Origin of the sequence: Streptomyces sp. NPDC093984 (assembly GCF_044764595.1) — a bacterium.
Lineage (GTDB): Bacteria > Actinomycetota > Actinomycetes > Streptomycetales > Streptomycetaceae > Streptomyces > Streptomyces cynarae.
Genome location: NZ_JBIWIM010000019.1, coordinates 1 through 15,344, shown reverse-complemented (window position 1 = coordinate 15,344; position 15,344 = coordinate 1). Strand labels below are relative to the sequence as shown.

The following is a 15,344-nucleotide window of genomic DNA, read 5'->3' as shown; positions in this document are numbered from 1 at the left end:
CCGGCGTGCCGGGACGGCCGTGCGGGTGGTGCGATACGCGCCGCTCTGGTCCCGGGTGTGTGTCCGGCACGAGCAGTGGCTCTTGGACGCGGACGCCGACCAGCCCCTCGCAAGCGGCTGCTGGAGCCGGACCGTAGGCGTTCATCTGGGTGGACGCGCTGACCCGGCCGTGCAGGGTGCGTTACATGCGGCGCCGCTCTGTCGGCGGCAGTAACGGTCGAAGTCACCCAGCCTGGGGCTACCGTCCGCGGACGGCGGCGCCCCGGGAGACGAAACTCCGCGCGCGCTGAGGGAGACTGGCGGCCTCCAGCGCACTGTATCTCCCGCTCGCCACGAGCTGGAACTTGACACCCTCCCTACCCTCGGGGTGCTCGTAGCCGTCGGGGAGGAACCGCCGGTAGTGCTCGCTGGCGCGTTGGAAGAACTGCGGGCGCTCGGAGCGGGAGAGACATCCCTCGAGATTGAGAAGGAAGAGGTAGTGACGGATCATACGAGTGAAGAGGAAGGGAGCCACAACCTCCAGGGCGCCGCGTTCCTCGAGCAAGTCGAAGCTGTCTTCGTACCGGCCGAAGACGTCGAAGTGGGTGCCGCCCGGTGAGCCTGCGGGGTGTTGAGTGTGCCGACGGCGGATCTGGACGCAGTTCCACTTCAGGACAGCGACCCGGTCGGCGGCGAGCATGGCACGGTGGACGACTGCGACCTCCTCGTGGAGACCGTCAGGGAACGCGAGTTCCTGCCGGATCCACAAGTCGCGGCGGACCAAACGGTCCCAGGAGTAGGCCGGAGCACCGAACAACTCGGGCTGGTCCATCGAGGCGAAGGGCTCACGTCCCTGCCGGGCAAGCAGGCCGGCGGCGGCACCGGGCCATGAGCAGCCGCGATGGAGGCGAGTGTGCCCGAAGAGAAGAACATCCGGCTCGTCTGCCGATTGCAGCCGATCGACCATCGCCTGAAGCGTTTCACCCCCGATGATGTGATCGCTGTCCAGGAACAGCAGGTAGTCACCGGCGGCGCGCTCCGCCCCCGCGTTGCGTATCCGGCCGATGCCGGCGACGCCCGTCAGCCGTACGACCGAGACCCGCCCATCCCGCCGAGCATAGTCATCCACCAAGCCCGCAGGGCATTCGGCAGACTGGTCCAGGACCGCGACAACCTCCACGTCCCGGAAGGACTGGTTCAGTATCGAATTCAGGCAGACCCCCAGCTGTCCCTGAAGGTCGTACGCGGCGACTATGACGCTGATCATCGGCGTGAACTCCGCTCTAAACGCTGCGAGATGAACAGGGGGCGGGCCCGCCACGCGGGTGTAAACGAGCCGCGCCCCTGTCTTGATGCCGCCCGCGTACCTCCCCCCGGAGATCAGGCGGCGTGATCCCGACCGGGGTCACTGTGTTCAGCGCGTCCCAGGTCCTGCGTGTCACAGGGGACGACCCATCGTTACAAGATCACCAAGTTTGTTCTCGATCTCCTGCTGCTGACGAACGCGACTTGGGGCAGAGCCAGGAGCAGCCCCCGCAGTCCGCCTGAAACAAAATCACCTGACTCTACGAAAATCGGGGCGGCTCACATCCTGAAGCCCCGGCAGGCTTGCCCACGCTCGGGATCCGGTCACTTCGCTGGCGTGGAGGGCAGTGAAGTCGGCGTGCGCGGCCTCGACGGCTTCGGGGTACCTTCCCTCTTCCCGTGCCCGGCGAGCGCCCGGTAGGTGCTGGCGACGGAGGGGTCCTGTCCTTTGCACTTGCCGGTGGGGATGACGAGGACGAGAAGCCCCAGCCGCGCCGTACGCAGGCCGACAAATGGGCCCTCAACTACGCAGCCGCCCGCCAGTTCTACGAGCGTGAGGGACACCTTCGAGTGCCGAGGAAGCACATCGAACGGATTGCCGTCGCCAGCGGGGACGACAGCCGCGACAGCGAGAGCGGCGAGGCCCAGGAGGAACGAGAGATCAAGCTCGGGGCATGGATCAGCAACCAACGCTCGCGAGCCGCGACCCTGACCCCGGAACGGATCGAACAACTGTCTGTCATCGGGATGAGGTGGACATAGCAGCCAGGGGCAGCGGCCGTGGAGACGGGTGAGAGGGATCAGAGCCGGCGGAGGGCTGATTGTTGGTGCTGGCTCCTGGCGGCCCGTCGTCCGCGGGCAGTCCGAGCAGCAGCTTCTCGGTGCGGCATGGCGCCGTCTCCGCGCGGTGAACGCAGGTCATGGCGTCGCCGTGGTGGATGTCGGTGTCGTTTTGCGTAAGAAGGCGCCGCACACGTGCCGACGTGCCTCTCCCCGCCGACCACCGGACTGATCGACCGGGCGTGCTGCAGCCCCGTGCGGATCCGGTTTGGTTTATCCACTGCACAGTCGTTGCGAAAACGCCCGCCTGGGGCGGTGAACACGAGACCGTGGTGGAGTGATCCGTAACCTCGGCCTCCTGCGGACCGTTCCCCTACGGAGGGAGACGACCTCGTCGCTGATCTGCCGCATCGCCAGCCGCTACGGGATGGAAGCGAAGGCGCTGCGGGCGTGCTGGAAGTGGCGCAACTACCCTCCTGGGCACGAGGGCGGAGGCGCACGGGCCGACGCCGAGGTGCTGCTGAACGCAGCCGGACGCCAGCTCCTGGCAGGCATGTGCGGCGTCGAGGAGGACGTGCTGGCGCGGGCGTTGCCGTCCTTGGAAGAAGGGGACGCCAAGTTACGCACCGAGGATGGCGATCCGGTGGGGCTGTGGCGGATCGGTGGCGCGGTAGCCGGTCCGGTGGCGTTCGGCTGTCGGCTGTGCACGGCCCGGCGCACGGGGACGGCTCTCCGGGTGGTGCGGTACGCGCCGCGGTGGGAGCGGGTGTGCATGCGACATGGGCGGTGGCTGCTGGACGCGGACGCCAACCAGCCGCTGGAGCACCTCGATCTGCGCGGCCTGCCGGAGGTGGTGGCGGCGCAGCGGCGGTGGGCCTCGGTGGTGCGGCGGGCGGTGCGGGCCGATGCGGAGCCGGAGCGGGTGTTCGCGCTGGCGCAGGCGGTGGTGGCCCGGTGGTGGGAGCAGGCCCTGCAGTGGGAGCGGGAGACGATCTGGCCGCGGCGCCTGCATCAGGTTGCGGGCGGGGATGCTGCTGGTGATCTGGAGTGGTGGCGGATCGTGGGGCGGGACGCGGTCGTCTTCCCGGAGGTGGTGGTAGTGGCCGACACGCTGTTGGACCCGGCCATGGCCGAGCTGGTGTGGGCCGACAGTGGTGCCGGGCGGCCGCGGGCGCTGCCCGCCGACGGGAGGTTCTGCCGCCGGCTCGGTGATCGGCTGGGTAGGGAATGGCTGGGGCCACTGGCCGCGACGGACCACGGCGGGCCGCTCATCGCGTTGATGGGCAGCGTCATCCGTCTTCGCCGCGGCGCCGGCGGGCCGCCCGGGTACGACAACGACCCGTGGTGGCTGCGCCAGGAACACCAGGCCGCAACCATGGCCGGCCAGCTGCGGGTGCTGGGCAAGGAGAAGAAGGCACCCGGTTCGGGGACGATGTGGCGGGCTGCGGTACCCGCCGAGCAGCGCATGCTGATCACCAGCACTATCGACAGCGCCGAGGAGCAGTTGCTACAGCTGCGCGGGGTGCAGACCGGTCCGACCGCCGACGTCGCCCGGCGGCTGCTGCGCGGTCTCGGTCACAGTGCCGGTCTGATCGAGGCGGCCTGGAAACGGACGGCAGTGGCGGCGGTGAACGGCGGGGTGCCGCTTGAGGAAGTGGCCCGGTGGGTGGACATGCCCGTTGAAACGCTCAGCCAGATACTGACGGCGGGCAGGCAGAAGAGCGGCGGCTGAGAGCACTGTGCCGAGGGGCGGGTCGGCTGTTAGCTGATACGGCACTCGTTCGTGGCAGAAACACTGAAAATGGCGATGCTTGTCGGCGGGACCGGCTTAGCTGGCGCGGGTGACCAGGACAGGAGCGGCCCGGCACCGGAGCCAGGCAGGGCGAGCGGCCGTGGACCAGGGCAGCGGGTTGGAGGCGGTGTTCCTCGACCCGGTGGGGCAGGCGGTGCAGCAGCGGTGGGCGGATGCCGCCATGACCGTGGCGTTCGAGGACTTGCCGCCGGTGTCGGCGTTCCCGGTGGTCCCGGGGCGGCGCTGGGGGCCGGGCCTGTGGTGGTCGGCGACCACCGGGCGGCACGTGGCCGCGGGGTCGAACGCGATGCGCGTCCAGCTGATGGTCCTGGACCGCGACCCGGACATGACGGGCCTGGCGGGGCGGCCGGTGCGGCTGCTGTGGCGTGATCCTGGCGGGCAGGTGCGTTCCTGGGTGCCACAGCTCTTCGCCCGGCGTGCCGACGGCACCGCGCTGCTTGCCGACTGCCCCAGCCACCCCGACGCCGGCGGCGAACGCGCGAGGAAGGCCGCCGAGGCGGTGGCACAGGCGTGCGCGGACATCGGCTGGACCTACCGGCGCCTCCCACCGCTCGACGACATCCTGGCCGCCAACCTGAAATGGCTGGCCGGCTACCGCCACCCCCGCAACGCCGACCGGCCCGGCCTGACGGCGTCCGTCCTGGAGGCGTTCACGCGGCCACGGCCGCTGATCGAAGGCACCGAAGCGGTCGGCGACTCGATCGAGGTCCTCCCCTGCGTCTTCCACGCCCTGTGGCACGGACAGCTGACGGCCGGTCTGCACACGCCGCTGCACGAGCGTGTCCTGGTCGGTCCCCAGGAGTGGGAAGTCCCGGGCAGGACGGGAGACACCGAGTGAGTGCGCGGCGCGATGCCCGGCCGGCGGTGAAGGCCGGCGCGCATGTCCGGTTCCGTGGCGTGACGTGGCAGGTCGTTGCTCTGGCTGGACAGACCATCCATCTCGTCGGCCCGGACGGCGGTGGTGAGGCCGTGCTCGCCGGGCACCTGTTCGCCGACCCCGGCTTCACCGTCATCGGGGCCGATGTGCCCCAGGCGGCCCCGCAGTGGGGGCTGTTCGAGACCGCCCCTGCCGCCGCGCGTGAGAAAGCGCTGGCGTGGCAGCGGCACGTCAGGGAAGTCGAATGCGGCCTGCCCGGCGGGCCCGGCAGCGACGGGGCAGTGTGCGAGCAGTACGACCCCGAGCGGCACACGCTGGCCGAAGGGGAGCAGGCCAAGGCCCAGGAGCTGACCGCGCTCGGCTTCGGCCGGGTCTCGCGCACCACCGTGCAGCGCATGCGGCTCGCCTACCGCAAACAAGGCCTGTGGGGGCTGCTCGACCACCGCACCACCCGCGCCTCCAGCCCCACCGGCCGGGCCGACGACCGGGTCGTCGCCGCCGTCCGCGAGGCGCTGCGCCGCCGCCGCGGCCGCTCCAAGGGCACCATCAACGGCCTGTTCCCGCTGATCAACCAGATCCTCGAGGACCGGCACGGCCCAGGCACGGTGCCCGCGCCGTCGCAGGCCACGCTGTACCGGCTCGTCACCGCCCTCGCCCGGCCCGGCGAACTGCCCTCCGGACCCGTCCGGCAAGTACCGGCGAGCGTCGACGGGCGGGCGTTTACCCCAGCTACGGCGCTGCGGCCCGGCGAACAGGTCCAGGTCGACACCACCCGCCTGGACGTCCTCGCCCTCTTCGACGACGGACGCCTCGCCCGCCCGGAGCTCACCATCGCCGTCGACGTCGCCACCCGCGCCATCCTCGCCGCCGTGCTGTGCCCGAGCGCGACCAAGGCCGTCGACGCCGCCCTGCTGCTCGCGGAGATGGCCGTCCCCCACCCCGCCCACCCCACCTGGCCGGACATCCTGCGCATGGACCACGCTCCCGCACTCCCCCACCAGCGGCTGGCCGCGCTGGACGAGCGGCTGGCCGGGGCTGCGGCCCGGCCCGTCGCCCTGCCCGAGACGATCGTCGTCGACCGCGGCAAAGTCTTCATCTCCGCCGCGTTCACCGCCGCCTGCGAACACCTCGGCATCAGCGTCCAGCCCGCCCCGCCCCACTCCCCCACCGCCAAAGGCATCGTCGAGCGGACCTTCGGCACCATCAACGCCCTGTTCTGCCAGCACCTGCCCGGCTACACCGGATCCGACGTCACCCGCCGCGGCCCCGACACCGAGAAAGACGCCTGCTACAGCGTCCCCCAACTCCAGGACCTCCTCGACGAATGGCTGGTGCACTACCACCACCGGCCCCACGAAGGCCTGCGCCACCCGATGATGCCGAAGAAGGCCCTCACGCCGAACCAGATGTGGGCCGCGCTGGTCGCCGTCGCCGGGTACGTGCCCGTCCCGCTGACCGGCCAGGACTACCTGGAGCTGCTGCCCGTGCGCTGGCAGGCCATCACTCGCGCAGGCATCACAATCCACCACCGCACCTACGACCACGATCTCCTCGCCCCGTACCGCGGCCAGGCCTCCCCCGTCGCCGGCCGGGGCGGGAAATGGGAAATCCACTACAACCCCCACGACGTCCGCCAGATCTGGATCCGCCTGCCCGACGGCGAGCTCACCGAAATCCCCTGGATCCACCGCGACCACGTCCACCAGCCGTTCAACGACCACACCTGGCAGCACATCCGCACCCACGCCCACCACAACAACCACGACGACAGCCAGCAGCATGAGGCCGGCCTGGCCGACGCCCTCGACCAGCTCATGCGCCGCGTCCACAGCGGCCACGCCACCACCACCGAACGAGCTCTCCTCGCCCGCGCCACCACGCTGCCGGTTCCCGCCACACGGCACCCGCAATACGGCACCGGCCCCATAACCGGCGGGTCGTCGCAGCACGGCGAGGACGACAGCATCGACGACCTCGACGACCTCCCCGAGGACGACACCCGCCCCACCGCGGCCGCCGGATTCGGGCTCTACGACGCATACGAGGAAGCCGACAAGTGGTGAACACCCGCCCCCACCCCGCAGCGCACCAACCGCGCAACGCACCCGCCGACGCGGGCAGCGGCAACACGGCCGAGCCGTCCTGGCCCCTGACCACCTGGCAGGGCTGGCGCCGCTTCGCCACCACCGACCCGCCCGCCCCGCCCCGCCCCAGCCCGACGACCCGCCCCGCAGCACCGACGAACGCCTCGCCTACCACTCCGCGTTCGTCACCATCCGCACCCCCGCCATCAGCCAGCTCGCCACCCAGGTCCGCACCCTGATGATCCTCGGCCGCCACCAGCAGACCACCGCCCGGCCCTCCCTCATCGTCACCGGACCCGCCGCAGCCGGCAAAACCACCGCCCTGCTGAACGTCGGCCGCGCCTGCCACCTCGCCCACACCCGCAAAAACCCGCCCCCGCCCGGATCAGCCCACGCCACGGCACCCGTGGCGTACGTCCTCGTCCCGCCTGGCGCCACCGCGAAAACCCTCATCACCGAGTTCGCCCGCTACCTCGGCATCCCCACCACCACCCGCATGACCCAGACCCAGATCACCGACGCCGTCTGCCACACCTACACCCAAGCTGGCGTCCAACTCGTCCTCATCGACGAGATCCACCGCCTCAACCCCCGCACCACCACCGGCGCCCAGGCCGCCGACCTGCTAAAAGATCTCACCGAACGCCTGCCCGCCACGTTCGTGTACGCCGGCATCAACGTCACCGACACACCCCTGTTCAGCGGGACACGGGGCGCTCAACTCGCCGGCCGCGCCACCCTCATCACCTGCGGCCCCCTCCCCGCCCGCCACGGCACCCGCCAACCATTCCGCGACGTCATCACCGACATCGAGAACGCCCTCGACCTCACCCACCACAAACCCGGCCTCCTCCCCCGGCACGCCCCCTACCTCCACCAGCGCACGGCCGGCCGCATCGGATCCCTCACCCGCCTCATCCGCCAAGCCGCCATCACCGCCATCCACGACGGCACCGAACGCATCACCAAAGCTGCCCTCGACGCGGTACAGCTCGACCACCTCGCCGAACAACACAACCGCCCCACCCACAACCGCTAACCCCCACCCACCGAACAGGCAAAACAGCGCTGACCAGCACAAACACCAACCGAGCCTTTACACGCTAGCGAAACCCACAACGAACCCGGTCCCACTCAGCACACACGACACAACCCCAGCTCACACCCCGGACTACCCGCCGGAACCGCGCACCCGCCCACTCTCAACGAACCCACAACACACCAGGCCAGCAAGCCCGAGACACACCAACAAGCCCCCCTCCGAGCGTTACCCGTCAAGCTCGGCGTATGGGTCTCGAACACCCGCGCGAGGCGAGGCAATCTCACCCAAGAGCAGCAGGACGCACTGCGGAAGCTCGGCATCGAATGGGCATAACTGCGAAGCCCCCGCCCAGCCCTCCAAGGGTGCTAGCAGCCGATGAAAACGGGGAAGGGCCCGGCTCCTGCCGGACCCTTCGATCGTAGCGGGGGCGGAATTTGAACCACGCGACCTCTGGGTTATGAGCCCAGCGAGCTACCGAGCTGCTCCACCCCGCGTCGGTGACATCACCATACGCCACACCCGCGACAACTGCAGGGACTTACCGGGCCGCTCGCACCATCTGACCTCTGCACGCGACAGCGCTTCGGCTGGCGCGATGGTGGCCGCCGTGCGTCGGGATGTTCACGACGAAGGGCAGCAGGGCGCAGCCCCGGAGGCACTGACCGCCAGCAGCTGGCCTGACCGCCGCGGGGCCATCGGGATGGGACGACAGGGGCCCCCCACCCTGCCGCGGCCAGTTACTCCTCGGGGGCGGTCCCATGCAACGTGCGACCGGGCACGGGACCGCCAAGCCCTGCCGTCCTGTCTGAGCCGGGCACAGAAAACCGTACGAAGACGCACTGCCCACCGCACGCCCAGCAGCGCACAGGAGTGGCCTTCTATACCGCGTGTGCAGGGCGGAGACCTCGAGGGGCAGCTGATCGAAGGCAGGGGCCGTGCTCCGGAACAGCGGCGTCTGGTCGATGAGCTGCTGTCGCTGGCAGATCGGGTGTCGGTGTGGCAGCCACGGATCAGCGACGCGCCTGGCAGACACTGTCCGATCTGCTGCCCGCGCGATCGCACACCGGTGGCCGTCCCCGCTGCGAGCGGCAGCTCCTGGAGGGCATCGTCTACATCGCCTGCACCGGGCAGCCTGGACGCGTCTTCCCCCGGCTCTGAGACCCTTTCTCGCCTGCCGGCGCCGCTTTCTTCGCTGGCGGGAGAACAGCACCCTGGAGCGGGCCTGCCGCGCTGTCCTGCGCGAACAGGACACCCCCTGGCAGCGGCGCCTAGCCGCCTACATCGACTCCTCCTGTGGTACTGCGTCTTCTGCGGTGACGTGCCCTGACGCGCACCAGTGACAGCACGCCTGTCTGTCCGCTTCCGGGCATGAATCTTTGCCGTCAGTGCCTGCTGGGCACCCTAGGTACGAGACCGTGACGAGGTGACACCTCTTCCGGTCCTGTGCGGACTGCGTCCGTGAGCAGCGAGACGATCTGGTCGCTCATGTGCCGGGTGGCTGCCACGTACGGCATGCACCCCCAGCAGGTGCTCGGGCATTTCACGGTCACCGGCTCCCGTCCCCGGCATGAAGGCGGCGCCGTGCGAGCCGACGCGGAGCTCCTGCTCAACGAGGGCGGGCGGCGGATACTGGCAGGCCTGTGCGGCGTCGAGGAAGGCGTGCTGGCGCGGGCGTTGCCGTCCTGGGAACACCAGCAGCCCGCCCATGGCTCCACAACCAGCAACGCGGCTGGCTCCTACTCCACCCCGACCAGCAACACCTCCCCACCACAGCCAGCCTCGTTCGACCTGAACTGCGCGAATTCCCTTACTGGATTCCGACTTGTCCCGACAATGGGCACATGGCCGACGCGCACTTCTTCAACGACGAACCCTTCCTCGACCACGAGGAAGGACCTGACCTGCTCGGACATGGGCAATACGCCCACCATGTCATCGGCCTGCTGGACCGGGTACGAGCCCAGACCGAAACCGGAGTCCTCGCGCTGATCGGCCCCTGGGGCTCAGGGAAGTCCAGCGTCCTGGGCAAGGTGACACGTCGCCTGCGGGACGACGCGGCCAACGATGGCGGGTGGCTGGTCGCGGAACTCAACCCGTGGCTGTACTCCGATCTGGAGTCGCTCACGCTGGCACTGTTCAGCGAGATCCGCGAAGCCCTCCCGAAGAACGAGCGGTGGTCCGAGGCGCGGGAGAAGATCGGCGGATTCGGCAAGGCCATCAGTCCTCTGGGGAAGGTCACCGCTCTCTTCGGCCTGGACTCCGAGGGGCTGATCCAGGAGGTCAGCAACCGCATCAGCGGCGACACGAGCGCATCCGCCGCGAAACACAAAGCCGAGGAAGCCCTGCGCAAAGCGGGTCACCCGGTCCTCGTCGTCATGGACGACCTGGACCGCCTCACCCCCGAAGAGCTCCTCGTCGTCTTCAAGCTGGTACGCCTCGTAGGCCATCTGCCCAATGTGTACTACCTGATCAGCTTCGACGAACGGACCCTGCTGGACGTCCTGCAACGCAGTGAGCTCGTCGGTAACAGCGAGCCCCGCGCACGCGACTTCCTGGAAAAGATCATCCAGGTCCGGCTGGACCTTCCCGCCTTCCGCGAGCGCGACGCCGACATTCTGGTCAACCGCTCCCTCGCCGCAGTCCTCGCCTCGCACAGCCTGACCCTGCCAGCCAGCGAGCAGGAAAGGCTCTCCGAGGCCTACTACCGCTACCTGCAGGGCCGGCTGCGTACCCCGCGGGCCATCAAGCGGTTCTTCGGCCAGGTGGACGCCACCCTCGGCCAGCTCACCGGCAACGTCGACATCGTCGACTTCCTCATCGTCACCTTCTTGCGCACCAGTGAGCCCCGCGCCTACCAGTTGTTGTGGCAGCACCGAGCCGAACTCACCGGCGCCAGCGTGAGCCTGCCCCCACGCCGCGACGAGCGGCCCGAACAAGGCATCGAGCGCTGGCGCACCAGGCTGCAGGACGCTGGCGTCGCCGAACAGCACCTGGACGGCGTGATCGGCCTCATGGGCATGCTGTTCGCACCACTTCGCCAAGCACTCGGCTACGGCGCCAACACCCAGGCCATTGCGCTGCGGCGCGGCATCGGCAGCATTGACTACTTCGACCGGTACATGGTCTTCGGTATCCCCGACGACGACCTTCCCGAGCACACCTTCGACAGCGCCCTGCAGCAACTGGCCGACGGTACCCCGGGGACCGAAGCAGACGAACTCCTCCTGCGTCTGCGCGACGACACCCAGCGCATTACCCGGCGCATCCAGTACAAACGCGCCGCCGGCACACCCCTACCGGCTGCCGCGCTCCTCAAAGCCGCAGCCCAGCACTACGGCCACCTGACCTCCGCTCCCCAAGGGGCCCTCGGCCTGTTCACCGCGGACCGCGCCATGGACTTCCTCGCGAAAGACCTCCTGACCGACCTTGCCGAGCCCGACCGGCCCGCAATCCTCAAACTAATGGCTGAGACCCCTGACGGAGCTGTCCTGGCCGCTCGCACTCTGCAACGCGTCACTGCCCGGAACGCCCCCGACAGCCCAGACCACGCGCAGGCAGCGGCCACGCACGACTGGATCGGTGAGGCCCGCTCACTGATCAGCCACGAGATCGCGCGGCACCTCGCCGCCTCCGCAAGCCGGCCCATCGACGAACTCACCGAGCTGCAGATCACGCTCATCTGGGCATGGCGCCACACTGAATCCGAGGTTTGCCGTACCTGGATCAACCAACGTTTCGACCAGGGGTGGGACCCGCTTGCCCTCCTCGCCGTACTCCTCCCGCCCGACCGGGCGCCGTTCCCCGCCATCGACAGCGACACCCTGCATAGCCTTGACGCGCTCATCGGCCTCGACGCGCTGTACAGCCGCCTCGGCCCACTCCTCGGCGCCCCCGCAGCAGACCCCGACAACCCCCAGGACGAACACCCGGCGCGCATCCTCCAAGCACTCCGGGAACACCGCGGCAACCCCCCAGTCAGCGGCTGACCACCCCCTGCCTCATCCCTCCGGACAAGACGGAGCAGCAAACCGTGACAGACCAACCGCTCGCTCTCGCACCCGAACAATGGCAGCGCGTCGCCGCCGCCCACCAGGCCTACACCGGCGCCGTCAGCCCGTACTACGACGAGACCCTGCAAGAAGTGACACGACGTGCATGCACCAGCGGAAGCATCGGCAAAGCCGACATCGGAGCACTGCTGATGTGGAAACGGCTCAGAGCCGACACGCCCTGGGCGGCCGAACTCATGGCGCTCGCAGACACCGACGTACGCCGCGCAACCGCCGCAGCCACGACCGCCGCCCGGGACACCACCCTCAGCCGCAGCGCGGGAGCACAAGCCGGCCGCGCCGCCCTCGCCCACCTACCAGGCTTCCGCACTGGTGACGCCCTCGCCTCCGCCGTCCTCACAGCAGCCGCACCAGACCGCATGGCCATCTACGACCGGCGAGCCCACAGCGGACTGCGCACTCTCGGCATCACCCTCAGCCACGCACCCGGCCGCTACAGCCGCTACATAGAAAAGATCGACAACTCCTCGCCGCTGCCCCAGCCTCGATCCGCACCTGGACCCCACGCGACATGGACACCGCCCTGTACTGGATGACCGCATAGCAGCACTCAACGAACCTGATCAACACACCCGGAATATGACCACACCTGACCAACGCCCGCTCCACCTGACAAAACAGCAGCTCAATTCAGAGAACTGAAACCCGGTCCCCCATCACCAAGCCGTGATAGCTCGGCCCGGAGCCCTATCGCCCCCAACACCAAACTGATCAGCCCGGGCCAGCCCACCACCCACTGATCAGAAAAATCGCCCCTGGACACAGGCGCTGGCCGACCTCGGACTGGCGTGGGCCGCGGCGTAGCGGCCGTCGGGGACCGCGCGAGGGCCATGCCGGAGTCGGCGTGGCCCTCGCGCTGTGTCAGGCGCCGGCCCTCTTCGCGCGGGCGACCGGCAGGTTGCCGCTGAGATACTGCGCCCGTACGAGCAGGGAGGCTTGTGTGATCATCTTTGACACAAACGCGGTGAACCATCTGTCACCGTCGAGTCCGCGTGCTGACCTCATTCGGAAGCTGCGGCAGTCCAAGCACCACCGGGTCGCTGTGCCCTGGATGGTGCTGGAGGAGATGGCCGCCCACCAGGCTCGCCTCTACCCCGAGAAGTACCACGCGGCGTTGAACAGTCTGGCGAAGTTGCGTGCGTATCTTCCCTGGGAGCCCGAGAGCTCGCTGGAGCCGCTGGACCTGGAGCGCCTTCTCGATCACTGGCGGGATGCCTACCGCGAGATCTTCGAGGTGATCGAGACCAGTGACGCGGCCTTGCCGGAGCTGAAGCCGTCCTGCGACTGCGCGCTCTCGTCTCCAACGGCGACCTCGATGCCTACTGGCGGTTCCACGCCACCCGCGAGCACCAGCGCCTCTACCCCACCCCTGACCAGGACCAATACGAGCTCATGGCCTGATCACGAACCTCCCTTATGCCATGCCGAACCGGAAGACCATGTCGGGCCAGTCGGTATCAGGTACTCCGCCATCGAGCGCCTCGCTGATCGTCCGCTCTTCATAGCTGAAGTGGGATTCCATGATCGCCGCCAATCCGTCAAGCTCACGCCCGATCGTCTCCAGGACCGGGCCACGCGATTCGGCAGCCCTCTCGGCGAGTTCACGCACCCGGGACAGCATCGACGAGATCATTCCATTATCCTCGACAAGCTTCGCGACCGTCGCTGCGAGATCCGGGCGTTCGCGCAGCAACTGGGAGAACATCCCGTCGTCCTCGCCTTGATGGTGCGAGGTCAAGGCGGCACAAAAGGCCAGGCAATGGGTGACAAGTGCGTCGTCGCTCAACCGGCGGTGTCCGAGACTTGTCCTGATCTCGTTGATCTGACGACGCAGTTTTTGATGTGCTTGTGAGAGCTGCAGACTCAAGGCGACTACACGGTCGCCGTCGCGGGAAGCCACGGATGGCGGTCCCTTCGGTTCCGCACCTCCATGCCTGACGCAGTCCGCCACCGGCACGCGATGCTGCCGCAATCTGATCACGCAACGCGGCGACACGGCAAGCACAGTGCCCGCTCGCGCCTAAAACCAGCTCCGTGCTCCGGCGTTCTGCCAGCTCAGCGCTTCACTCCAGAGGAACCGCACCCTCCGCAAATACCGACCTGGGGGCAAAGCTCCAGGCACTGGCTGACCTCGGGCTGGAGTGGGCTGCGTCGTAGCCGTGGGAGGCTGTGTGAGGGTCCGTGCCGGACACAGCCGGCACGGACCCCGTACACGTCTCGGCTGTCTTGAGCAGAACGAAATCCGCCGGCCGCCGGTCCGCGACGGGGGAGCGCGGACCGGCGGGGCCTTCACTATGGCGGACTGCCACAGCGTCGTAGGAGGCGGGGTCGCACTGCCCTCGTCGCTCAGCTTTTCCGCCCCGTACGGCGGGACACCCCCGCGTCGGCAGGAAGGACGCCAGCCCGATCGTGCTCGGCGTTTACTCGAACGGAACACCCCCGCGTCGGCGGGGAGGACATGACCTGCTCGAGGGACAGCGGACCGGCGGCCGGAACACCCCCGCGTCGGCGGGGAGGACTCGCGACCGTGCTTGGCCCGGTCCTCGCGCGTCGGAACACCCCCGCGTCGGCGGGGAGGACTCCGCACCGACCCGGCCCAGGTTCGTCGTCGACGGAACACCCCCGCGTCGGCGGGGAGGACCCAGCATGATCCGGTGCTGAGTGCAGAACCGGCGGAACACCCCCGCGTCGGCGGGGAGGACTTCGCCGCGGCGAGGAACGCCTGCCGCGCCAGCGGAACACCCCCGCGTCGGCGGGGAGGACGAACGCGTTCAGCGCCCGCGGGTCGATCGGATCGGAACACCCCCGCGTCGGCGGGGAGGACTCGGGGTCCTTGACGTGCACGGCCTTCACGAGCGGAACACCCCCGCGTCGGCGGGGAGGACGCACCCTCCGCGTAGTCGGACACGAACGCGTGCGGAACACCCCCGCGTCGGCGGGGAGGACCCTGGTTGGCACGGGGCGTGTCAGTCCGCATGCGGAACACCCCCGCGTCGGCGGGGAGGACCACGATCGAACCGACCGCGAGCCCGCCCATGACGGAACACCCCCGCGTCGGCGGGGAGGACTCGTCCCACGCCTTCTTCAGCGCCTCGATGGCCGGAACACCCCCGCGTCGGCGGGGAGGACCCCGACTGGCGGTGGGAGTTCCGCGTCGAGGACGGAACACCCCCGCGTCGGCGGGGAGGACCGCGACTGCCGTGACCGGCATCGGCACCGTGCCGGAACACCCCCGCGTCGGCGGGGAGGACACTTCCTGACCTGCGCCTCAGAGGTTGCTTTGCGCTCCCTTTACCTGTGGTAGTCCTGTCATGCGGATGAGGGTAAGGCCTTCGAAGTCGATGGGGATGCGGCGGCGGGTGCCGGCGGTGCGGATGGCGTAGCCCTGTTCGGT

Annotated in this window: 10 protein-coding genes, 1 tRNA gene and 1 CRISPR repeat array; of the genes, 8 read left to right on the top strand and 3 right to left on the bottom strand. The window is 69.2% G+C overall.

Annotated elements, in window-relative coordinates:
* Positions 1–238 precede the first annotated feature (238 nt).
* On the bottom strand, positions 239–1,246 hold the full coding sequence (locus tag ACIRC0_RS35855) for a glycosyltransferase family 2 protein (protein WP_403625125.1): 1,008 nt from the start codon (positions 1,244–1,246) through the stop codon (positions 239–241).
* Positions 1,247–1,683: 437 nt separating this feature from the next.
* Between ACIRC0_RS35855 and ACIRC0_RS35850 the strand changes: the two genes are divergently transcribed.
* The 5 genes from ACIRC0_RS35850 (at position 1,684) to ACIRC0_RS35830 (ending at position 7,877) form a co-directional block, all read left to right on the top strand.
* On the top strand, positions 1,684–2,046 hold the full coding sequence (locus ACIRC0_RS35850; RefSeq protein ID WP_403625122.1) for a helicase associated domain-containing protein: 363 nt from the start codon (positions 1,684–1,686) through the stop codon (positions 2,044–2,046).
* 355 nt (positions 2,047–2,401) lie between these two features.
* On the top strand, positions 2,402–3,796 hold the full coding sequence (locus ACIRC0_RS35845) for a DNA-binding protein (RefSeq protein ID WP_403625119.1): 1,395 nt from the start codon (positions 2,402–2,404) through the stop codon (positions 3,794–3,796).
* A gap of 160 nt (positions 3,797–3,956) precedes the next feature.
* Positions 3,957–4,715, top strand: a complete 759-nt coding sequence (locus ACIRC0_RS35840) for a TnsA-like heteromeric transposase endonuclease subunit (RefSeq protein WP_403625117.1) — start codon at positions 3,957–3,959, stop codon at positions 4,713–4,715.
* On the top strand, positions 4,712–6,817 hold the full coding sequence (locus tag ACIRC0_RS35835; RefSeq protein ID WP_403625114.1) for a Mu transposase C-terminal domain-containing protein: 2,106 nt from the start codon (positions 4,712–4,714) through the stop codon (positions 6,815–6,817). The genes ACIRC0_RS35840 and ACIRC0_RS35835 overlap by 4 nt, the downstream gene beginning before the upstream one ends.
* 211 nt (positions 6,818–7,028) lie before the next feature.
* Positions 7,029–7,877, top strand: coding sequence for a TniB family NTP-binding protein (locus ACIRC0_RS35830; protein WP_403625283.1), 849 nt, complete (start codon positions 7,029–7,031; stop codon positions 7,875–7,877).
* Between the two features lie 422 nt (positions 7,878–8,299).
* Here ACIRC0_RS35830 and ACIRC0_RS35825 read toward each other — a convergent pair.
* A tRNA-Met gene (locus ACIRC0_RS35825) sits at positions 8,300–8,374 on the bottom strand.
* A 502-nt stretch (positions 8,375–8,876) separates the two neighbouring features.
* Here ACIRC0_RS35825 and ACIRC0_RS35820 point away from each other — a divergent pair.
* The 3 genes from ACIRC0_RS35820 (at position 8,877) to ACIRC0_RS35810 (ending at position 12,486) form a co-directional block, all read left to right on the top strand.
* The gene (locus ACIRC0_RS35820; protein WP_403625111.1) at positions 8,877–9,038 is read left to right on the top strand and encodes a hypothetical protein; all 162 of its coding nucleotides are present in this window, start codon (positions 8,877–8,879) and stop codon (positions 9,036–9,038) included.
* 482 nt (positions 9,039–9,520) lie between these two features.
* Positions 9,521–11,866 carry a P-loop NTPase fold protein gene (locus ACIRC0_RS35815; RefSeq protein WP_403625108.1) on the top strand — a complete coding sequence of 782 codons (2,346 nt, stop codon included), beginning with the start codon at positions 9,521–9,523 and terminating at the stop codon, positions 11,864–11,866.
* A 44-nt stretch (positions 11,867–11,910) separates the two neighbouring features.
* Positions 11,911–12,486 (top strand): hypothetical protein, encoded by a 576-nt coding sequence (locus tag ACIRC0_RS35810; protein WP_403625106.1) that lies wholly within the window; start codon positions 11,911–11,913, stop codon positions 12,484–12,486.
* A gap of 878 nt (positions 12,487–13,364) precedes the next feature.
* Here the strand turns inward: ACIRC0_RS35810 and ACIRC0_RS35805 are convergent.
* Complete coding sequence (locus ACIRC0_RS35805; RefSeq protein WP_403625103.1) at positions 13,365–13,850, bottom strand: hemerythrin domain-containing protein; 486 nt, start codon at positions 13,848–13,850, stop codon at positions 13,365–13,367.
* A 468-nt stretch (positions 13,851–14,318) separates the two neighbouring features.
* Positions 14,319–15,201: a CRISPR direct-repeat array (repeat unit 29 nt; unit sequence CGGAACACCCCCGCGTCGGCGGGGAGGAC).
* Positions 15,202–15,344 lie beyond the last annotated feature (143 nt).